Source organism: Anabaena sp. TISTR 8404 (assembly GCF_056847745.1).
Genome location: NZ_CP180578.1, coordinates 652,007 through 674,386 on the forward strand (window position 1 = coordinate 652,007; position 22,380 = coordinate 674,386).

The following is a 22,380-nucleotide window of genomic DNA, read 5'->3' on the forward strand; positions in this document are numbered from 1 at the left end:
ATGACTCAACTCTCTCAAGATACTGCCCATATAACTGAATTATTGGGTAATTTTATCACCAGCTTCCCACCAGAAAATGATTCTCTAGAAATTGCTTTTACTCCTAGCTCTCGTCCGATTAAGCAACGCTGGAAAAATAATCGCCTCTCTGCTCATTTCGTAGCAGATTACTTCACCAATTTTTTACCTTCAGACGAAGAAGATCCGCATCGTGAACAGCGAATTAAAAGTAGCAAAAGTGCCGTTAGTTACGTCGCCAATGAATTGTTAGAGAATGCAATCAAGTTTAACAACGAAGATTCTAAATATAAAATTAGATTTGGCATTCACTTCCTTGAAGAGGTAGAGGAAGTAACCGCTGTAATCTTTGCCAATAACAGCATTAAACCCGGTGGTGATGAGAAATTAAAAATATTTATTGAACAACTGTTGACATCAGATCCTAACGATTTGTACGTGCAACAAGTCGAAAAAAGTATTGAAGAAGATACTGAAGCTTCAGGCTTAGGTCTGCTGACTATGATTAATGATTATGCTGCGGAAATTGGTTGGAAGCTGGAGACAATTCCTGGAGATACCCCAGTTATTACTGTCACCACAATGGTGCAAATTAAAGTGTAATATTGATTGATACCAAAAATAATAACCCTTAAACATAGAAAAACAATGGATGCTCAAAAAATTAAAGCAGAGGATTACATCGTTGAATACGATCCTAATTCCGAAACAATTAACTTTCAAGGCGAATTGAGTCTTGGCGGGCCTAGCGAGTACGAACCAATTACCACCTTGCTCAATGAAGTTGCAAAAACCAATCCAGCAACCATGACTTTAAACTTAAGAGAACTGACTTTTCTCAACAGTTCTGGTATCAGTATGCTGTCAAAATTTGTGATGACTTTACGCAAACAAAAAGAAACTCAGTTAGTTGTCTTAGGCTCAAACGATCAACCTTGGCAAAGTAAATCTTTACAAAATTTAGTCCGCTTGCTGCCGGGACTAAAACTAGAAGTTATATAATCTCTCATCTCATCAATGCTGCAAGAATTATTACCGTTTAAGGTTGATACCTGACATTATCTTATTAGTGTTGAAACAGCAAGCACAACAAACTGATGAGGTACAACAGGGATTAGAAATGGCTATGACTTAATTCCAATAATTGCATCTGATATGCCTAAAAACTATTACATCTATAACTTTTAGGCATTCGACTTTACCTATGTGTTCTATTAACCTAAAGTTCATTAGTCTTTGATTTACGGTGATTACATCCCGATGGATAGCAAACAACTCGGCAAAATCATGGCGTTTTTATGTTCTATTCCTCCCAATAGCAATCTTCGCTTGATGTTGCAATTGGCTTTAGCAGTTTCTGTTCCTCAAGACAAGTACGAGAAATTGTTATTGCCTATGCAGCAAGATAAAGATTTGCACTCTTTGCTAGAGGAAAATGATTTATTAATGAATTTAATTAACGCTGATGGTTTTCTGGAAGAATCAGAACAAAATATGCTAATGGAAGCAATGGATAAGGTGGGAATAGTTGTCCCTATGAATATGCAAATGATTGACGTACTTACGGAAGAGTTGACAGCAAATTTAATTACGGAAATAGAAGAGATAGAAACCTCTGGAACGGTAGAAGGAATACCTTTGTTATGGACTGAAACATAATAGGCAAAATGTTTGTAAGCAATGATAATTTTCAAAATTACCTATTTTAAGATTCGCGCCGATCGCATTCTCAGTATTTTTGAAGACGGACTCTTTGTGATATCGAAACTATAAGATATAAATATGAAAATTACTAGCCCTGCGTTCAGTGATTCAGCATTATCAACCGCAACTATTCTAGTTTTTACATCCGATTTTTACTATTTACCAGCAAAAGAATTCGTCAGGTTGGTGACAACAAGCGTTAGCGTAGCTGCTCCTACGGAGCGTCGCTTTAGGGTTTATGGATTTAAACGTTTGGGGGCGATCGCCACTCCCACAAGCCTAGTTAGTGGCGAGTGGTTCAATTTAAACTTAAATTCTCAAAAGATTTTAGCAGAAGAGTTTGATGGTGCGGAAACGGCAGTAATTTTCATAATGCCGACAGACTTATCTGAGGTGGTATCGCTGACTCGTTCCTTTATAGATATCGCTCAAAAGCAAGGGATTCGCCGTTTAGCTTGGGTTGCACCTGCTTGTCAGAACGGACAGGTTGGGGAACGCTTGTTAGAAGCCGAAAGCCTAGTACGTGGATTGAATATAGAAACTCTCATCTTACGTCACGCGCCTTTATTTTCCCAGCTGCTGATGCAGAAAAAGGAATTGAGGTTTCGCCGGACTTTATCCTTACCGCTTGGTACTAACAGCTTACCTTGGTTAGAGCCAGAAGCGATCGCCCAAGGTTTATCCAAGTGGCTACACGGTGAAATCAACAACCCACCGCCAGAAATCCTCACAGGTTCTCACCAACTTAGTGGTGCAGATATCGCCTCAGAAATATCTGCAATCCTGCGAAAATCTCTGTCGGCTCAACAATTTGCACGCTTGCGATTTGACGCGATCGACCTCGATCAAAGTGGACAAATTGACGCTCAAGAGTTGCTTCCCTACCTCTTAGATTTAGGATATAGCCACGATGAATGTCAATCTATCCTAGAACAAGCTGATAAAGACGGAAGCGGTACGATTGATTTTGACGAATTTGTCTATGGTTTAGAAGCGCATTTAAACCGAATTCTTGCAGATGTGCCTACAGAAGTTCGCTATTTTGATCTACCACCATCCGCAGCCTTGCACGATGCGATGGCTCTGGGAATGAATGAAAAAGCAGCCCAATCTCAACTAGAGTGGCTCCTAGCATTAAATGCATCTGGATTAACCAATCATGGAGAAGCATCAGCCCAATGGTTAGGGCGAAAAACTCTTGATTTGAGAGATTGGATTGCTCAACACATTCTAGAACTTATTAACGTCTACATTTTGCCGGGACGCGGTATTTTAACGATTAGTGAGGGGTTTGTCGCCGGAAAACCAGGAATAATTACACGGCTGCTGCAAGCAAATGACCGGATGTTAATTGGAGAGCGATCGCTTGATGGCGAAGTACTAGAGTGGTATTGGGCAGATGAAGATAACGATAACTTAGAAGAAGTTCGCTATACTCCTGAAAATGGTGGTGAACGCATCCTCAGATTAAAAGATGGCAAAATTGCGAGTTTATCAGTGCGGGGACGCTGGAGTGGGCGACGATTAGCAATTGGGTTATTTTTTGAGGATCGCACCCTTCCTCGTTGGCAAGTGGCATTATTCCGCGAGTTAGGAGAACTGCAAATAGAGGAAGTAACGACATCGGGAGCCGATAGCGATATCGTTTGCAATTGTACGAAAACAACCTGTGGCAGAGTGCGAGAACTGATAGATACAGGTTTGGATTCCTTAGAGGGAATTGTCGAACAAACACAAGTAACAATGATCTGCGGTAGCTGTCAGCCTTTAGTTGAAGAAATGCTAGGTTCAGCAAATCTGGCTGTTGCAGAACTCGTGAACAAAGAAGATTTGGGGCGGGGGATGATGCGCTTCCAATTCCGCCCAGTGTATGAACAAGTCGTGGCCTCGAAACCTGGACAACATATCCTCATTCAAGGACGAGTGGATAGTTCTTGGGTGACTCGTGCTTATACTTTAAGTTCCCCAGCCGATCAAACCGAACAGTACGAAATCACGGTTAAACGAGAAGAACTAGGATTATTTTCCCGTTGGTTGTGCGATCGCGCTGATTCAGAAGCTCTGTTACGCATTTCTGCGCCGAGAGGTGAGTTTGTCTTAGAAGATGAAAACCCCGTCATCTTTTTTGCCGGGGGAATTGGCATTACTCCCGCGATCGCCATGATGCGAACTCTCGCTCATAGAGGCGATACCCGCAAATTTCACCTCGATTTTTCGGCTCCCCATGCAGAAGATTTAGTCTTTCTCACAGAACTTGAGCAATTAGCAAGTACTCACCCTAATTTAAGTTTTACAGTTAGGTCAACTCGTCAGACAGGTAGACTCACCTCTGAAGATGTACAACGCTTCTATCCTTATACAGAGGGAAGCGTTGTCTTTATGTGCGGGCCCGAACCCTTTATGGATGGAGTGCGAGGCTATTTACAAACAGCAGGTTGGCCGGACTGTGCCATTCGCCAAGAATTATTTTCCTCGAAACTGAATGAAGAAGGTAACGTTCAAACTCCCATTCCGCAGCGTCCAGCGGTACAACTAGCAGGTGGGATTACACCCATCGAGCAGATGAGCATTTACGTCCAACCGATTAATTCCGTCGCCCAAGAAGCCGAGGTTTTCCTCAAGCAATGCTATCTCGAACAAGGTTTAGCAGAAGTATTCCTTCCCCGTTGGCAAGAAGTCAAGGAATCAATTGAGCGTACAGGCACTTACGAACATACCTTGGATGAACTAGCTTACGGCACAAAGCTGGCATGGCGTAACAGTAACCGCTGTTTGGGACGCAACTTTTGGCGCAGTTTGCAATTGCGGGATATGCGCCATTTACAAACAGAGGAGGAGATTTTTCAAACATTAGTTGAACACATTAAGTTTGCGACTAATAACGGCAATCTGCGCTCAACGATTACGATTTTGAATCCGAATTTAAATATCAAAGTTTGGAACAATTTAATGTTGCGTTATGCTGGTTATCGTCAACCAGATGGCAGTATTCTTGGCGATCCTGCCAATGTGGAGTTAACAGAGCAGGCAATTAAATTAGGGTGGGCACAAGAGTCTAAAACCCGCTTTGATGTCTTACCTTTGATTATCCAAATAGGGGGAAGAGAACCGAAATGGTTTGAAATTCCGCCAGAAATTATTTTAGAAGTTCCGATTTCTCACCCTCGCTACGAATGGTTTGCAGACTTGGGTCTGAAATGGTTTGGATTACCTGCTGTTGCTAACATGATGTTGGACATGGGAGGAATTCAATACCCCACACCATTTAACGGTTTTTATATGGGTGCAGAAATTGGTGGGCGGAATTTTAGCGATACTTACCGCTACAATATGCTACCAATTATTGCTGAAAAGATGGGTTTAGATAGCAGCGAAAATATCACGCTGTGGAAAGATTTAGCATTGGTAGAAATGAATGTGGCTGTGCTGCACTCTTACAAACTGCATGGAGTAAGAATGTTAGATCACCATACCCTCACCGATTCCTTCATGCAATTTGTGGATGAAGAGCAAAAGTGCGATCGCCACGTTTATGGAGATTGGCGTTGGCTGCTTCCACCGCTATCGGGTTCAACCACACCTGTTTACCCCTTAGAGTTTGAAAATCGCCTGCTTAAACCCAACTATTTCTATGTCCCAGATCCTTGGGAAAAAGAACCATCTGCTAGTAAATGTCCGTTTCACCATCAGGCGTAAATCATATTAAAATTTAGGATTCAGAAACACTAAAGTTCTGAATCCTGACTAAATAATTTTCCATCGTCGGGTACAGACTACTATTCCATTACTGTAATATCTATGGATTTTGAACGCAAGAATTGGTTTCGCCTAGCCCTAAATTTAAGAGGCTCAGTTATTCGGGATATCAAAATTCAAGTGCTTTTAACGATGGTAATCGCTCTCATCATTACCATTTTTTACAAACATGGCTATTTAGGTTTTAGTCAACCCATCTTAGCGGGCTTAATTCCAGGGATTGTTTTAGGATTAATCTTAGTTTTCCGCACCAATACAGCCTACGAGAGATTTTGGGAAGGCTGGCAAATTGCCGGGACGACTATATTTACAGGGCGTAACCTTTCCAGACAAATGTGGCTGACAATTCCTGATAAAACTTTAGAAGCTCGTGAAGAAAAAGCGGCTTACCTGCGCTTAATTGCAGCTTTTTTTATGGCCATGAAACAGCATTTAAGACACGATGGAGTTGACGAACAGTTAAAGTCTGTGCTTTCTCCAGAACAATATTTAAAGTTGCAAAATGTTAGCAATATGCCCTTACAAGTAACGCAATGGATTGGCGGATATCTAACTAAACAGTATGCCCAACAGCAGCTAGATAGTATTCAATTTGCTGCTCTGAATCGCTTGCTCGATCAGTTAGTTGAATGCTTATCACGCTGTGAACGCATTTTAGCTGCACCTATGCCTCATGCTTATTCAATTCACTTACGACACCTGTTAATTTTATATTGTTTTGCCTTACCTTTTCAGATGGTGAAAGATTTACAATGGTGGACAATTCCAGTGTCAGGGGTAGTTGCTTTTGCGTTGTTTGGTATTGAAGCGATCGGTCTGGAGATTGAAAATCCTTTTGGATGTGATGCTAACGATATTCCCCTTGATAAACTTTGCCATAAATTACACAAAGACATTGAAGAATTAATTGCGTATAAAACAGACTTAGATATCAGAGAAACACATATTTATTCCTCCGATGCCACTCAAGATATCTAGAACATTAGCTTTTTATCCACAGATACTTGGCAAAGCCGTAAATTTTGCATTATCTATGGCAACGGCGGTAGTGACTTTATTCACACTGGTGTTGGTTTAGATACTATTTGGTTGATAGCACTGCTATTGTAGTGCTGGAGAAAGGCGAAGGCTACGATATTTTTAAACCGAAAATAGGCAGGATTTTACAACAACTTAATTCCTCTTATGCCAATCAGGATATACAGCAGTAGAACTGCAACAATTATAGAAGAATATTATTTTTTCTGTACATCTTTTTGAGTAGAAATATTCAGATAATTTTGGTACATACAAATAGGTAAATTCGATAACAAAAAATGGTTAAAATCATCAGAAAATCAACTTGGTTAGATTTAGCAATTGATTTAAGAAGTTCTGTTATACGTGCTATTTGGCGACGGGTAGTAGCGACGATGATATTTGCTTTGATAATTGCGATCGCTTATCACAAAGGATTCGCCGTTAACCAACCTACTCTGGCTAGTTTAATCCCTGGTGTCGTCCTTGGACTTTTACTAGTTTTTAGAACCAATACAGCCTATGATAGATTTTGGGAAGCTTGTAAGATTTGGTATGACTTACTCAATGCCAGTCGGATTTTATGCCGAAATATGTGGGTGATTATTTTAGTAAATAATCATGAAGATTTACAAACTAAAATATTTAATATTAGATTGGTTGGCATATTAATCAGGTCGATTAAGTTACATTTAAGAAATGAAACTTTAGATTATATAATTGAGGAAAACCTGAATAAAGAGCAGTATTTAGAATTAAAATTAGCTAATAGAGTTCCTTTGAAAATTATTAAATATTTGGCAGAATATTTCGGACAGCTTTATCATGTAAAAAAAGTAATTCCCTACCGTTTGTTTGTAGAATTAAATCGCTCTTTAGACCAAATAACAATGCTGTTTAGTGGTTGTGAACGCATTTTAAATACACCGCTACCTAGACCTTATTCAATTCATTTAAAACACTTATTATTGTTGTACTGCTTTGCTCTACCTTTTCAATTTGTAGAACAACTAGATTGGTTTACTATCCCAACTGTAGGCATCATTAGTTTTGCATTATTAGGAATAGAAGACATTGGTGTGGAAATTGAAAATCCTTTCGGGTACGATAGCAATGACTTACCCCTAGATAGGTTTTGCCAAGAGCTAGAAGCTGAAATTGAAACAGAATGGGTTAGTGGCGAAGCAAATTTAAACGAACAGGATATAGTTTCAGGACTTACGCAACTAGCACAAAGTGATCACTAGTTTATAGTATTTATGTACTGGAGTGTGTTTTAAAACTAAAACTATAGCCAAAGAATGATAGAAGCGAGCGTCAACATTGCAAGGTAGTTATGAGCTTTCTTTTCATAGCGTGTAGAAATCCGACGAAATTGCTTTAAACGGTTGAAACATCGCTCAACCCTATTTCTTTGGCTATAAATCGATTTGTCAAACTCACCTCGTCTGCGTTTATTAGTCAAATCTATCCCACTAACAAAATCCGGTTAATCCAAATATGAATTGTGGCTAGAGAAAGAAAAGCGTTTAAGTAGTCCGAAATTCGCTCCCATCGCACAACGAGCCGGCGATATTTTCTTTGATATGGCGGTAGTCAGATATGTTAGTACAGTTTAAAAGCTTGAATGCAAGGGATAATAAGACTTTGCCTTCTGCTTCTGCTATAGTAATAAATGTTAATCCTTTTGTTGATTAACAGATTGCTAACCAACAATATCTCAGCCAAGCAAGTTACTATTTGAATGAAAAACATTGAATACCTTGTTGAATTTGCGCTTCAGTTAGTAGCTACAGAAACAGGGTTTTCACTGAGCTATATTCATAAGGTAATCCTGCGAGAATCTTTACTTGAAAGCAAAAAGACTTACGCTAAACTTGCTGAAGAAAATAACTACTCGGAAAGCTATATTAAGTTTACAGTTGCGCCCAGACTATGGCAGTTGCTGTCACAAGCGATCGGTGAAAAAGTTAATAAGACGAATCTCTCAAAGCTATTAGAACAACGGTTAGAAAATTTCGTCTCTTGGGATAATCCTCAGACAACCGAGACGACAGTAGCAATGCCAATGGGCGGCTTGACTAGGGAAGGCTACGTTTTAGAATCTCCAGAAGGATGGGTTCCTCTCGGTTCATGCTTTTATATTGAGCGCCTGACTATCGAACAAACCTGTTGTCAAGAAATTCTCCAACCTCGTGCGTTTATTCGCATCAAAGCACCTCGAAAGATGGGGAAGACTTCCCTGATTGCACGTATTCTGGATTATGCCAACAGTCAGAATTACTACACAGTGCGAGTCAACTTACATTATGCCGGAACACAGGTGTTTACTTCAAGCGATCGCTTCTTACGTTGGTTCTGTACAAATGTCACTCGGCAGTTAGGTTTGGAATCTAAAATAAATGACTACTGGGACGAGGATATGGGAGCTTTGATTAACAGCACGATTTATTTTCAAGGCTATGTCCTCAAGGAAATCCCTAATCCCGTCATTTTAGCACTAGATGGTGTAGACCAATTATTTGAGTACCCAGAACTTGCTAGCGATTTTTTCGTTTTGTTGCGTTCCTGGTATGAGGAAACAAAAGACATTTCAGTTTGGCAGAAGTTACGAATTGTGATGGCTCATGCAGTTGAAGTTTACATTCCCTTACCGACCCATCGCTCTCCGTTTAATGTGGGATTGGCGATCGAACTACCAAACTTTAGTCCAGAACAGGTGCAGGATTTAGCCGAACGTTACAGACTTCAACTCACAAAGCTTGAACTTGAGCAGTTAATGAAGCTCACTGATGGCTTTCCGTATTTAATTCAACTGGCATTATATCAAAGTGCCCGCTTGAAGATTCCCATACAAACGTTACTGCAAGATGCTACAAGGGATACTGGAATCTATCAACAACATCTTCAGTATCAATTATGGAACCTACAACAGCATCCTAAATTAGCTGATGCCTTTCAACTGGCTTTAACGGCTCCAATTCAGTTAGAAATTGAAGTAGCGTTTAAGTTAAAAAGTTTAGGATTGGTACATCTTACCGATAGTCAAGCAACTGTTAGCTGTGAGCTATATCGAGAGTACTTCCGCCAATGGCACGCTCATTAATTGTTCATTAATTTTGAATGTATTCAAATAGAATTTTGAAATATTTTATCTAATACCAATTCTCTACAAAGATGCCCCTAATTATTTTAGGACACAGTAAATTATCGTTAAAAAACTCTGCGGTTTCTTTGCGTTTCCCTTAGCGTTCCTACCCTGCGGGAAGGCGTACTCCTACGGAGAAGCAAGCTACGCGTAGCGTCTCGTAGAGAAGCGCCTATGCGTTAAAAAAAAGCTAAGATTTAGCGCAGCTTCACAAAAAAATGGTATAATAAGTTACAATATCTACCCTTACTGACAAAAGTTTTTACTCTATTTTCCATGCCCCAAGATAGCTATCAACTCGGCGGCAGTTTAGCCATTGATGCACCTACTTACGTACAGCGGCAAGCTGACTTGCAACTGTATGAAGCGCTGAAGCGAGGAGAGTTCTGCTATGTCCTCAACTCGCGGCAAATGGGCAAATCTTCACTGCTGGTGCGAACCAAGCATCGCCTTGAGCAAGACGGCTTTCGCTGCGCTGCCGTGGATTTGAGTGTGGTGGGGAGCGAACAAATTACTCCCTTGCAATGGTACAAGGGATTCGTCGGTGACTTATGGCGACAGTTGGGTCTACTGGAAACCTTGAACCTGAAAACTTGGTGGCAAGAGCGCAACGATTTGGGTTTACTGCAAAGGTTGCGGTGGTTTATTGAGGAATTGCTACTTGTACAGTTTCCCCAACAACAGTTGTTTATTTTTGTCGATGAAATTGACTCTTTGCTGGGGCTTAACTTTTCGATTGATGACTTTTTTGCCTTCATTCGCTTCTGTTATAACCAACGAGCAATCAACCCAGAGTATCAACGCATTACCTTTGCGATTTTCGGAGTTGCAACTCCCTCTGATTTAATTCGAGACAGAACGAAGACACCGTTCAATATTGGGCAAGCGATCGCACTCAAAGGCTTTGATTGGCAGGAAGTAACTCCTTTAATTCAAGGGCTGGAAAAGATGGTGGAACAACCTGCATCGATTGTGAAGGCGATTTTAGACTGGACTGGTGGACAACCGTTTCTGACTCAAAAGTTGTGTTATTTAGTCGTGCAATTGAGTCAGCAGACAATGGGGGACAGTGGCAAGATGAGTATTTTACCAGGTACGGAATCGTTCTGGATTGAGAACTTGGTCACAACCCGCATCATTGAGCGTTGGGAATCGCAAGATGAACCAGAACACCTGAGAACTATACGCGATCGCATTGACCGTAACGGTCAGCGGGCTGGGAGAATTCTCAGCATTTATCAACAAGTTTTGCAAGGAATTGAAATAACTTGTGATGATAGTCAAGAACAAATCGAATTGTTACTTAGTGGCTTAGTGGTTAGACACGAAGGAATATTAAAGTTAAAAAATCCCATCTATCAACAAGTCTTTAATCTGCAATGGGTTCAAAAAAGATTAGCGCTATTGCGTCCTTACTCGCAGACGTTTGATGCTTGGGTCGCTTCTGGGCAAAAAGATGAATCGCGATTATTACGCGGACAAGCTTTAAAAGATGCTTCCTACTGGGCACAAGGCAAAAGCTTAAGCGATTTGGACTATCAGTTTTTAGCAGCCAGCCAAGAAGTAGACAGACAAGAATTGCAATTATTTTTAGAAGCGGAACGGATTAAGGAAGTAGAAGCTAGGCTGGAACTCAAGAAAACAATCACTAAACGCCAAAAATATTGGATTGCTGCTCTTTCGTTCGCTTTAGCGATTGCGATCGCAGTAGGAATCTTCGCTTTTTTCCAGTACCAAAAAGCACTTCTCAGCCAACGCAATGAGCAAATAGAAAAAATTCAAGGCATGGCTAGATATTCGCAAGCTCTCTTTGCCTTAGACAAAAGGTTAGATGCTTTAATTGAATCGCTTAAAGCCAGAAGAGAACTCAAACACTTGGCATCAACCGACCCGCAGACAGAAACAATGGTGGAGTTAGCTTTGCGACGGGCAATTTATGGAGCTGTTGAATTTAACCGCTTTTCAGGTTATGCCTCCGTCAACAACGCATTAGATGTAAGTTCTGATGGCGAGATGATTGCTGTGGCAACAATCGGAAATGGTGTTCAAATTTGGCAGCGCGATGGCAGGTTGCTGGGCACTTTCAAAGGATATCAAGGTCCAGTTATAGGAGTGGCCATCAGCCCCAACGGTCAGCTAATTGCTTCATCAAACGGAGACACAACCGTCAAACTCTGGCGACGTGACGGCACTCTCGTCAAAACTTTGACAGGGTTTAAAGCTGCAACGGGCAGAGTCAAGTTTAGTCCTGACGGAAAACTGATTGTTGCCTCCAGTGGGGACGGTACGATAAAACTTTGGCGCAGCGATGGCACATTACTCAAGACCTTGAGGCATGGTGTGATCATTACACCAGTAGTTTTTAGCCCCGATGGAGAGATAATAGTCTCGGCTGCTGACAACGGCACCATAAAACTCTGGCAGCGGGATGGCACATTGCTGAGAACACTTTCAGATATTCAATCTCCTGTTTTCTCAATTGCCTTTAGTCCTGACGGCAAAATCCTAGCAACAGGCAATGGAGACGGCAAGCTGCAACTGTGGCGGCGTGACGGCAGTTTGTTCAAGACTTTCACAGCACACGAAACTGCAATTAACGCACTAGCCTTCAGCCCAAATGGGCAAATCGTCGTCTCTGGCTGTGACGACAAGATGCTAAAATTTTGGAGCAAGGACGGTACTTTGTTGAATGCCATTAAAGGCCATGACAGTGGCATTCAGGATCTTGCATTTAGTCCCAGGGGCGACACCCTATTCTCTGCATCTTGGGATGGCACTGTAAAACTGTGGAAATTACGCAATCGGTTGCTGACAATTCTGCGGGGACATACGGCTGGAATTTGGGGAATCGCTTTTAGTCCCGACGGACAGTTAATCGCTTCATCGAGTCCGAAGGAGACGATCCTCTGGCGCAAGGACGGGACTAGCTATCGGCGCTTAAAAGGGCCAAGTCCTCGGTTTAGCTCAGTTGCTATCAGTCCAGATAGTCAAACGATCGCTACTGTTAGTGCAGACCAATCGGTCAAGCTTTGGAGGAAAGACGGTACATTGCTTCATAGTCTCAAAGGGCATCAGGGTAATATTAAGCAAGTCGCTTTTAGCCCTGACAGTAGTATGCTTGCATCGTCGAGTAGCGATCGCACAGTCAAACTTTGGCGGATAAACGGTACCGAAATCGCTACTTTTAGAGGACACACGGCAGGGACTTGGGGGGTTGCTTTTAGTCCCGATGGTTCGACACTTGCATCGAGCAGTGGCGACAAGACAGTCAAGCTTTGGCGTTTGGCTACAGTTTCGAGCATCAACGCATCCCCTACACCCTACACCCTACACCCCACACCACCGACCCCAAAGAAGGGGCAGGGTAGCTTATTCAAGACTCTTCAAGGTCATACTAATACAGTCATTAGCGTAGCTTTCAGCCCTAATGGTGAATTGATTGCTTCGGTGGGTGAAGACAGGACGGCTAAACTTTGGAGCCGTGACGGAAAGTTACTGCATACTCTTAAGGGACATGATTCTGGGATTTGGAGTGTGGCGTTTAGTCCTGATAGTCAGACCATTGCTACAGGCAGTAATGATGGGATCATTAAACTCTGGAAGAGTAATGGCACATTCGTGACCAATCTAATTGGACATAGTGCTGGGGTGAAGGGATTAGCGTTTGCCTCTGATGGCAAAACTCTGGCTTCGGCTTCTGAGGACAAAACGGTAATTTTGTGGAATTTAGAGCAGTCTGTAGAGCTAGATAAGGTAGTAGCGGCGGGTTGCGATTGGGTGCGAGATTATTTGCGGACTAATGCAGAGGTGAAGGAGGAGGATAGACATTTGTGTGATCGCACCTGATGACAGTTTTTTAGCTTCTGTAGGTGAAGATAACACTCTCATTATCTGGAATTTACCGCGCATACTCAAGCTTGACCTGCTGGAATATGGCTGTAATATCATGTCCGGTCAATCGCACATAATAAAGGTAGAGGTGCATGAATTGGTGCGGTTGCAATGCCAAAAGTCATAAAAATTGAGCCACATCTGAGTTTGGAAGAGTTAGAAACAGGTTATCGCCAAGCGAAAGAACGAGTATTGTGGACACATTACCAAATAATTTGGCTGTTGGCTAAAGGTATGAAGACACAAGAAGTAGCAGCAGTCACAGGCTATAGCCGGAGTTGGATTTATGAGTTGGTTTGGGGTTACAACCGCATCGGAGTCGAAACGTTAGGAGATCAAAGAGTTTTAAATCAAGGAAGGATGTACAGCAAGCCTTACTATGGCTGGCGTTACAAGAGGCTCCAGCAGAAGTTGGGCAATGGAATGGCACAAAGGTAGCTGACTGGATTGCTGATTTAATCGGTCGCCCAGTCAGCCGCCAACGAGGGTGGGAATATCTCAAAATTATGCGTTTTCGTTACTAAGAGTAATTTTCGCAACGATCTCCAACGATAACAGTAAAGACCGAGAAAACCAGCTTATCCTGATGCGATCGCTTTCTTCTATTCCCATAATTTGTAAACTGTAGTAGCCGAAATTGATAAATTTTGTTTACTGCTGTAGCTATTATATGAGCAATGAGAGGAATAGGGAAACTAAAATGTATATTTATGTTGCAGACGTTGTTTCTGTTACCTGGAATAAAGACAGAGCAAAGGTTTTAAAGCGTCTGCGTGGTAAAAAGTCCCGACAGCAATTGGTAGATGAAATTGCTGCTAAGGGTGGAGAATGCTCTCACCAAAACCTGAAAAAATTAGAGTACGCCGAATCCGAAAGTGTTTCTATTAAAGTATTAGAGGCTATTTGCTTGGCTTTGGGTATTTCCTTAAAGGATTTTCTTAGCACGGTGGAAGTGACTGAATAAAGTTTTCCATACATATATTGCTATTGGTTATCATAGTAGCTAAAATAAACCTGAAATTAAAAAGGCGATCACCCTCCGGCAAGAGAAATGCGATCGCCTTTTGTTCAACCCCGTTAATGAGGTCACTCATGATGATTGTACAAGATGACTTTAGTAACTCAGCCTCGGCTGAATCAGAGTTTGAGGGATATATTGACCAGCTTGCCGACCCAGTAGCACCAGAAATTGAAATTGACTCAGTACCAGATGACTTAGGTGAACTGTATCGGGTCTGGAATGGTTCTCAACTACTTGGAACTTTCTACCAGAATCTGGAGGGTAAATGGATAGCACAACCCTGTAATAGCAATGATAAACCATGTTGTGATACTCCTTTGGCAGCGCAAATAATCATCATCGCTGTGAATGGCTTACTGGTAGCCGACGCAGCATAGCACACAAAGCATTTATCCCATCGCTTGGGGAGGTGATTCAATTCACCTCTCTTTCTTGTATGCTTTGTCAAGTTCACTTTCTAGAAATGCGTTGACTCTCTGGGAACAATCCTCTCGTAAAGCAGCAACTCTAACTACCTTCCAGCGCACAATTTCTTCACCACATTCATCAAGCAGTTTGATTGCCCACTTGATTCGACGTATCTGAAACTCTTCTACAGTTTCAACTACTGATTCCAAATAAGCCTTTGTTAAAGGCATTTGGTCGAGATGTTTTTCGAGTAATGCAAGTAAGCCGATAGTTTTTCCTACCCTACTAATAGAAATTCTCTCCGGTATATCTGCGTTAAGTAGCGATCGCACTGTATCTTGAACCTGAGTGAGAATTTGCTGATCTCGCTCATGCCAATCAACTCTCACAACGGAAGGAAAAGCAATTTGTAAAGCGGGTGAGTTTTGATTTAGCCATTCTCTATCATTTCTGTATAGCCAAATATAGGTTGCTGCTGCTAGTTTTCTCAGAGTTGTCTTTGAAGCTTCAGGGTTCTGTACTTGTAAAGCCATCCAATTTTGCCTGTGTTTCAATTTGAGTTCAGTTGCAAAAATGGGGTCTATTTCTGGTACTTCCTGTAAGCCTACAGAGTCATTTTCTTTTCTAGTCTGCCAATAAGTTATCAGTCTCAGACGAGATACATAGCGTTTGACAGTTCTAGCATCAACATTTAATCTTCTGGCTGTTTCCCGCAAACCCAACTTTTCAACTTCCACCAATTCTTTCAGCTTTTGTTCCCATAGTTGACCGAATGTTTTGACTTTACCAATGCGAAGTTTGTCTTTATCCGTTTCATCAGGCCCAGTCCGGCAATAAACCATTCCACAAGAACAAGAAAAAGTACCGACAGGCTTTTTTGTATCGCAGCATAAAGTAATTACTAGATTGGTAATCACTGGTTGTAGATAATGTTCTGCGGCAGCATTGAGACACAACCAGGGGGGTTCACCAAAAGGCTTGTATTCAGTATCTTGCTTGAAAAATTCCTCTACTGATGTTTTCAAAAAATGCATCATTAGCAGATGTCTAAGAGGATGGAAAGATTTCCTATGTTTCCTGACAATGCTCGTAACCCAGTTGCTTGAATCATTATGATTTACCATTGAATCAACGGCACTGAGCATTTCTCGACCATAAAACAACAAAAAATTATCTAGTAGTTTTTTCTGGTAAATTCGACCAGTTGCAGTTGCAAGACCCTGCTCAATCATCAGATTGGTGTACTGTTTGCGAAACCACTGTGGTTCTTGAGAAGGTATTTCACTATTAAGTAACCACCAAAAGTCTTTGGCTAATATCAGTAATTTGTTTAGTGTGTCAGTGCTAAAAATACTTATTTCTTTAGTAATAGAACAGTTGTCTGTACTAGCTGCATAATATTCATGCTTATTAAAACCGTGTAAGGGAACTAGACTATTTTGCAAAACTTCACCATGAAATGGACAAACTAAAACCCCTGGTGTTTGATGTATGCGATGCCAGTAAGGTTCTCCATAGCTTTTTAAGTCTTCTTCCCAACAATTATGGCAAAACCGAAAATATTTTGGCATAGTAATTGAGCTTGCCATAATTCCGGCTCGTGTATGAATATCTCCCCCATAATCTCCTTTAATAGATTCCAGAACCTGACTAGACCTATTAGCAGGCAAAAATGGGCTATATAAAGGGTAGAGAGTATGTTTATATATCAAATCCTCAACTTGGTAATTTGAAATAAATTGTAGATTTTGAGTTAAATTATTCAGGTTCGATGGTAAATCTACTGTTGCTACAGTAGTTTGTGAATTAAATAATTCTTGAAGTGTAATTTTTGGACTCGTATTGCCACTTCTAATGTGATAACGAGCAATAACACTATATAAAATTTCATCTGGATAAGGTTTAGGGAAGAAACTTACCATATAGTCTTAAAAATGACCAAATCATTTAGCAGATTTTTATTAATTTGAATTAGATAACCAGCAATTAATGATTGCCCATGAAAAGTAAGCCGTTTAGATGTTGACAAGCCAAACGGTGGGATTAGTTACTCATAACCCCTACAAAATGGCTATTTAGGCATTACACAATACCTGTATTATCTAACTAAATCAGGCATTACACAATACCTAAACTGTAGGAAAAAGTTTTAATGTTTAACTTAAAGTGCTGAATGTGTTTACTATGATTGGGAGGGATGTAAAAACTAGACAGCAATGGGTAAGAAAGGGCAAAAAGGTCAAAAAGACGTACCAGAACTGTACGATGAGGTGAAGAAACGAGTTAACCTAGCCCTAACTCCTACCGGGATTGAAGGATTAGATGCGATCGCCGACAGCATGGATTTAAGTCGGTCTGAATTTGTGGAGAGAATTGGCAGAAAGCTGATTCCAGTCAATGTGAGTTCTCTGACCCAGGAGGATCAGCAAGCAATAAAAAAGCCCTAACCGAACTGATTGCTCTTTACCGTGAGCGATTAAGTGGTCAGGGTTTGTCTGTTGATGATAGTCAAGATTTGAGTGATCGCAAATTACCATTACAGAACCAAATTGAGCAATGGGAAAAAATAATCGCAAAGATTTCTTGGAATGATGATACTCAAGATGGCTAATCTTGCCTTCAGTGAAAATGTATTTGTATCCAAGACAATAACGCCTAATGACATCTCATGCAAATCCCAAATCTGGATGGACTAATAACGGCACTATCTCTACCTGCTCAACGCCTAACGACATCTAATGGTAAAGCACCATTATTACCTCAGATTCAGAAGCGATCGCCATAAAGTCTGCTCAACGCCTAACGACATCTAATGGTAAAGCACTTTATGCAGTCCGTAATCTTTAATAAAATTCATATCCTGCTCAACGCCTAACGACATCTAATGGTAAAGCACCTGCCGGAGATTGATTCTTACAAAAAGTTACTAAACTGCTCAACGCCTAACGACATCTAATGGTAAAGCACAACAAAGCTGTAACGACGATGCAATTTGTTTTATCAACTGCTCAACACCTAACGACATCTAATGGTAAAGCACTTAATGTCTTAGGGTAACTCGTTATAGTTGCCTCTCCTGCTCAACGCCTAACGACATCTAATGGTAAAGCACTGTTTGAATTCATCGCTGCCCTTAGCCGCAATGTAATCTGCTCAACGCCTAACGACATCTAATGGTAAAGCACAGCGATAACCACATTTGTTGACTTGCCTAAGCTCTACATGAATTTTACAAGCACCTACTATTCAAGATGAGCCAAGTTGCAAAAATTAATAGCTATTCACAGCAAAAGCGAAGTTGTTAAAACTCCTAACCCTTATATTTACAGCATTCCAGGAAGTTGCAAGCACATTGGAAGCATATAAAATCCCTAAAAGGCTCGTAAAACAAGGAAGTAAGGCTACTTTTTATGCCATTTAAATTTCTCAAGCAGAGGTGCTTGCAAAAGTAAAGATATCGTCTAATCACTTTGAACCGAAGTCCAAGATAATTCTGGTGGTTGAAATAATTGACATTCCTGAATCTTGTAACGCAGCCATCGCGTTCCCCTTGAACCTACATGGTCAACCCAATAAGGTAAAGTGAGCAACCCATCTTCATCTCGGATTAACCATCGCATTGATTCTGCATGGTAATTTTCAGGTAAAAGAGTAACATCATTCACCAAGTCCCGACTTTCACCTAAACACAGTCCACCAAAGCGATGAACAGAAGCTGGGTTAGTAAATGCTTGTTGTAAACGTTGCACTAAATTGGGTTTAGCTATATTTACGCCAGTATCCACCCAAACCACAAACTCAATATTAGTTAGTAACTCCTGGTAATCAGGTTTATTATTTTTAGGATCATAGATATTCTTAGTTTTAAAGCGATGAAAAGTACGAATAACAGTAGACTTTTCTGGTTCAGATAGAAGTGCGATCGCCAGCTTCACCCCACAATGCTTATATCTATCAACCTCCCCAACAAGAGATAGTAACATTCCGTATACTGTCGATGGTGGTGGTACAGGATAAGTTTCGATGTATTCCCTAGCACGAGATTTACGAAAGCAAGCTATGGGAACCTCAACTTTCAATGCTACTCTTGTCATTTCATGAACGCTTCCTTGATAACATCAAATCTTTAGCTATAACTTTCTTTAAATTTTGTACTGTTTCCTTGACTCCAGGAAAAACCTTTACACCCAAGTTTTCCATACCCAAATCACTGAGATACTTAGAAATAGCACCACCAATCCATAACTCTTTTGGGTTAATATCTCCTGCGTTTACACGTCTGACTAATTCAGGTGCGGAAATATTTCCATATTCATCCTGTTGAAAGCAATAAAGGAAACGTGGTGAAAAATCATGCGTCCAACGTAGCACAATACTATCAGGTGAAAAATCGAATAAAAACCGAGCATGATTTCCGGCTACTTCACCAATTGAAGTTAAACCATCTAAAACTGCGTGAATACGAAATAGTTTTTTTAGGTATATAGGAGTTATTGCAAAGCCGTATTGATAACGTGTAGCGTGAACTTCTGTGCTATGTAGCGAAGTTCTTCCTTTTTCACCACTAGCAGCATTAAAAGTAATATCTCCAAAAAAGGGAAGAGTTGATACTGCTTTATTAACTTCTAATGCTCCTCGTCTTTCTGTTTTTGTACCAGGGATTTTTTTAGTTTTTGCTTTCGTACTTTTGGATTTAGATTTCTTAGTTACTTTATTTGTTGTTTGATCAGTCTCATCAATTGGTGAATTTTGGGATTTTTTATTTTCATTTTCTTCATTTTCTTGGGGCTGCTCAGAAGCCTCTATTCTCGCTGCCTCTGTTTTCATAAATCCTAATACATCATCATCAATAAAGTTGACTTTATCAAAGTTAGGGTTTTGCCATCTATGGTCAGATATATCATTATCCCAATAGCGATTTACCTTATAGCCTTGATTTTGCCAGTAGTAACGCAATGCCCAACGAATTGCTTCAGCCGAAATAGTGGTATGAGCATCTCCTTTCCACATTATTTTTTGTAACCGTGAAATGTTGCCTTCATTTTCTCCACGATTATTAGCAGAAACACCGTAATCAGTCAAAATATTGCCGAATAAATGAAGCATAAATATTTTTAAGATGTTTTAGTGTAATAAGAAAACTAATCAATATTTTTTTTAAATTCTTTATTTTCTTTATCAACTGGTTTATAGCTGGCTAGGGCCAATAAAGTTAAGTCTCTAGCAACCTGCCAATCTATTTTTCCTGTCGTTAGTGGAAGTAATTCTTCCCAGTGATCCTGAAGAACAGAAATTAATCCTGCTCTCGACCAAAAATCCATAATGAAAGCTCGAAAAGCATTTGCATTCTTACAACGTCCTAATTCAGAACGAATTTGCTCTCTCTTACGTTCAATTTGAGCATATTCTCCTTCTTTTGCACGGTCGTAAATTTTAGCAAAAGTAATTTTTAATGCTTCATGACAAGCTTTGACAAATCTTTTTTGAGCTTCAATATCCCAATCTGTTTCATTAACCATTTTGTATAAGCCTTCTTGGTCATAAGTTAACTGTTTAAATAAATTACTATTATTTACAGTTACCGATAGGTTTGCCCACCAGGGTAAATGCTTGACGAAATTATCAGTAATAACTTGTCTAGCGACACTTGTATAAATAAATATTTTTTTATTTTGATATTTGATGAATCTGTTCTTGGGGAAATGGTTACAGCAAACTATATACTTTTGATATATTTCATCTGTTAACTCAACTAATTTGGCTTCTGTACGAGTTTTTTGTTGTTTTGACCAAGGGGATGTTCCAAAAGAAATAACTTGACATCTTTTTACTTGGTATAGCTTTATCAGTTCCAAAGTTTTTTCGTAGGCAAGAAATTTTAACCCTGAATCTCCTATTCCAGTTGTATAAAAATTTGAATATCCAAAATTGCTTAATTTATAGTGATATTCTAAGTATGATTCAAAATTATTTATTTCTGGAATGACTAACGCATAACTGACTTTGTGATATTGGTATTCTACTGGCAATATAAAATACCAACACGCAACAGGAGCGAACAATAAAACAAAAGCTAATTCAGGTGACTCTTCAAATTTCGTTTCCTCCTGAAATGCGAAATGACGTACTGTTGCTCCAGGATAAAGCCAACCTGTGATACCAATCGATGTTTTTAGCAATTGACTGTTATCATCACATAAGTATTTAGCAAAATCTTGTTGAGCATAAGCAGCAGCTTTTTTGTACTCGACTTTAAATTTTTTCCCATCTAAAGTCAAGGTTTTAGATTCATCACCAGCAGATTTAAAAAATTTGTTATGCTGTAGAAATGTTCCTGTTATTCCTTGGTGAATAGCTATCTGAGTTTCAAGATTAATTGCATAAGGATTTAAACCAGTTAGCTGAATCAAACCTTCATCACTAATCTGAAATGATTTCTTTAACAGCCAGTCTAAAACAACTAAATCTTCGCCTTGCCAATAAAGACTAATGCTATTGGGGGTCAATAACCAATTTAAGTTACCTGGGCGTTCTGTTAGTTTTGGGTATAATTTTTCCAGTTGCTTGAGTGTCATCCAAAGCCCAGCCATCCCAGCACGATGCAATAAAGTTGTGGTGGGCTGAGTTATGGTTAGATGAATTTTTGGAGTGACTTGACTAGCAATCCTTGGCATATTGCAGGGATTTTTAATTGTTAGTTAGCTGTTCTTGCATAGGTACAAACAATCCACAACCCATTTTGCGCTTACCCCCAATGCCGTACATCTGCAATATCAGTGAATCCTCATCACTGAGATTTGTCACATTGAGCGAAAAGCCCACAAGCGTAGAATCGTGAACTTTGATAGTTCTATGTTTTACTCTACCGTCAGCTTTTTGCTGTATGATAGCCATTCCTTGGATTTCAAGTTTTTCAAGCTGGCGTTTTGCTACTGCTAAAAACCCCTTCGGCTCTGCATAGCCCCTGATGATTACGATGCGCGATCGCAATTGCTCCGCAGGTTGAAGCAAACATATGTCAGGAATACCTAAACGAATTGTATGCTTGCCAATTCTCAGGGATTTGCCTGCTAATGGGTAAACCAAACGCACCTGATTTACTGGTATCCGAATACGAAGCCTAGAATTTGGGGTCAGATTAATCACGCCATTCTTGGGAATACCTGCAATGGTATGAATTCCCATTGTGTCCAATTTATGGAGTTTTGGTTCAAAGTGGGCGATCGCAGAAAATAATTCATAGCCGTGGTCGAAAGGTAGTGTCTCACCAATAAGGCTAAAAGTTAAATCCATATTATAATGGAAAATGAGACATTAAAAGCTCTCTTGGCTTTGAAGATGATTCTGACGGAGTCTGCGTAAGTAAGTTCCTATCAACAATCATTTTTATATGACATATTTAAGCAGATGCAAACAG

General features: G+C 40.2%; 18 protein-coding genes, 1 pseudogene and 1 CRISPR repeat array. Of the genes and pseudogenes, 13 read left to right on the forward strand and 6 right to left on the reverse strand.

Translation table 11 applies throughout. The annotated features are described in order from the left end of the window. From ACMX3D_RS02840 to ACMX3D_RS02865, 6 genes are all read left to right on the forward strand, one after another. A complete protein-coding gene (locus tag ACMX3D_RS02840; protein WP_482749975.1) occupies window positions 1-621 on the forward strand; it encodes a slr1658 family protein in 621 nt (206 codons plus the stop codon). A 45-nt stretch (window positions 622-666) separates the two neighbouring features. After that, entirely contained in the window at window positions 667-1,020 is a 354-nt protein-coding gene (locus tag ACMX3D_RS02845) for a slr1659 superfamily regulator (RefSeq protein WP_482749976.1), read from the forward strand. Between the two features lie 258 nt (window positions 1,021-1,278). Next, complete coding sequence (locus tag ACMX3D_RS02850) at window positions 1,279-1,677, forward strand: hypothetical protein (RefSeq protein ID WP_482749977.1); 399 nt, start codon at window positions 1,279-1,281, stop codon at window positions 1,675-1,677. 123 nt (window positions 1,678-1,800) lie between these two features. After that, window positions 1,801-5,418, forward strand: a complete 3,618-nt coding sequence (locus tag ACMX3D_RS02855) for a nitric oxide synthase oxygenase (RefSeq protein WP_482749978.1) — start codon at window positions 1,801-1,803, stop codon at window positions 5,416-5,418. 102 nt (window positions 5,419-5,520) lie between these two features. Continuing rightward, complete coding sequence (locus ACMX3D_RS02860; protein WP_482749979.1) at window positions 5,521-6,456, forward strand: bestrophin family protein; 936 nt, start codon at window positions 5,521-5,523, stop codon at window positions 6,454-6,456. 338 nt (window positions 6,457-6,794) lie between these two features. Then, window positions 6,795-7,742: a bestrophin family protein gene (locus tag ACMX3D_RS02865; protein ID WP_482749980.1), complete on the forward strand. Its 948-nt coding sequence runs from the start codon at window positions 6,795-6,797 to the stop codon at window positions 7,740-7,742. Window positions 7,743-7,783: 41 nt separating this feature from the next. On the opposite strand, the pseudogene ACMX3D_RS02870 reads toward ACMX3D_RS02865, so the two are convergent. Beyond that, a pseudogene (locus ACMX3D_RS02870) lies at window positions 7,784-7,945 on the reverse strand (transposase); the annotation flags it as partial. Window positions 7,946-8,239: 294 nt separating this feature from the next. On the opposite strand from ACMX3D_RS02870, the gene ACMX3D_RS02875 reads away from it, so the two are divergent. From ACMX3D_RS02875 to ACMX3D_RS02900, 6 genes are all read left to right on the forward strand, one after another. Further along, a complete protein-coding gene (locus ACMX3D_RS02875; protein ID WP_482749981.1) occupies window positions 8,240-9,601 on the forward strand; it encodes an AAA-like domain-containing protein in 1,362 nt (453 codons plus the stop codon). 318 nt (window positions 9,602-9,919) lie between these two features. After that, window positions 9,920-13,489 (forward strand): WD40 domain-containing protein, encoded by a 3,570-nt coding sequence (locus ACMX3D_RS02880; protein ID WP_482749982.1) that lies wholly within the window; start codon window positions 9,920-9,922, stop codon window positions 13,487-13,489. Then, entirely contained in the window at window positions 13,476-13,661 is a 186-nt protein-coding gene (locus ACMX3D_RS02885) for a hypothetical protein (RefSeq protein ID WP_482749983.1), read from the forward strand. Before ACMX3D_RS02880 ends, ACMX3D_RS02885 begins: the two co-directional genes overlap by 14 nt. After that, the gene (locus ACMX3D_RS02890; protein ID WP_482749984.1) at window positions 13,646-13,972 is read left to right on the forward strand and encodes a helix-turn-helix domain-containing protein; all 327 of its coding nucleotides are present in this window, start codon (window positions 13,646-13,648) and stop codon (window positions 13,970-13,972) included. Before ACMX3D_RS02885 ends, ACMX3D_RS02890 begins: the two co-directional genes overlap by 16 nt. A 262-nt stretch (window positions 13,973-14,234) precedes the next feature. Next, window positions 14,235-14,498, forward strand: coding sequence for a helix-turn-helix domain-containing protein (locus ACMX3D_RS02895; RefSeq protein ID WP_482749985.1), 264 nt, complete (start codon window positions 14,235-14,237; stop codon window positions 14,496-14,498). 128 nt (window positions 14,499-14,626) lie between these two features. Further along, complete coding sequence (locus ACMX3D_RS02900; protein ID WP_482749986.1) at window positions 14,627-14,932, forward strand: hypothetical protein; 306 nt, start codon at window positions 14,627-14,629, stop codon at window positions 14,930-14,932. 42 nt (window positions 14,933-14,974) lie between these two features. On the opposite strand, the gene ACMX3D_RS02905 is transcribed toward ACMX3D_RS02900, so the two are convergent. Further along, the gene (locus tag ACMX3D_RS02905) at window positions 14,975-16,885 is read right to left on the reverse strand and encodes a TnsD family transposase (RefSeq protein ID WP_482749987.1); all 1,911 of its coding nucleotides are present in this window, start codon (window positions 16,883-16,885) and stop codon (window positions 14,975-14,977) included. A 294-nt stretch (window positions 16,886-17,179) separates the two neighbouring features. Here ACMX3D_RS02905 and ACMX3D_RS02910 point away from each other — a divergent pair, with 294 nt between their 5' ends. Next, complete coding sequence (locus tag ACMX3D_RS02910; RefSeq protein ID WP_482749988.1) at window positions 17,180-17,410, forward strand: hypothetical protein; 231 nt, start codon at window positions 17,180-17,182, stop codon at window positions 17,408-17,410. Between the two features lie 267 nt (window positions 17,411-17,677). Further along, a CRISPR array of direct repeats spans window positions 17,678-18,148; the repeat unit is 36 nt; unit sequence CTGCTCAACGCCTAACGACATCTAATGGTAAAGCAC. Between the two features lie 276 nt (window positions 18,149-18,424). Here the strand turns inward: ACMX3D_RS02910 and cas5 are convergent. Genes cas5 through cas6 form a run of 4 tightly spaced genes read right to left on the reverse strand, consistent with a single transcriptional unit; the run spans window position 18,425 to window position 22,256 of the window. Next, the gene (cas5, locus tag ACMX3D_RS02915) at window positions 18,425-19,057 is read right to left on the reverse strand and encodes a type I-MYXAN CRISPR-associated protein Cas5/Cmx5/DevS (RefSeq protein ID WP_482749989.1); all 633 of its coding nucleotides are present in this window, start codon (window positions 19,055-19,057) and stop codon (window positions 18,425-18,427) included. A gap of 1 nt (window position 19,058) precedes the next feature. Beyond that, a complete protein-coding gene (locus tag ACMX3D_RS02920; RefSeq protein ID WP_482749990.1) occupies window positions 19,059-20,069 on the reverse strand; it encodes a type I-B CRISPR-associated protein Cas7/Cst2/DevR in 1,011 nt (336 codons plus the stop codon). 35 nt (window positions 20,070-20,104) lie between these two features. Further along, on the reverse strand, window positions 20,105-21,637 hold the full coding sequence (gene cas8a1 / locus ACMX3D_RS02925; protein WP_482749991.1) for a type I-MYXAN CRISPR-associated Cas8a1/Cmx1: 1,533 nt from the start codon (window positions 21,635-21,637) through the stop codon (window positions 20,105-20,107). 13 nt (window positions 21,638-21,650) lie between these two features. After that, the gene (gene cas6 / locus ACMX3D_RS02930) at window positions 21,651-22,256 is read right to left on the reverse strand and encodes a type I-MYXAN CRISPR-associated protein Cas6/Cmx6 (RefSeq protein ID WP_482749992.1); all 606 of its coding nucleotides are present in this window, start codon (window positions 22,254-22,256) and stop codon (window positions 21,651-21,653) included. Window positions 22,257-22,380: the final 124 nt, after the last annotated feature.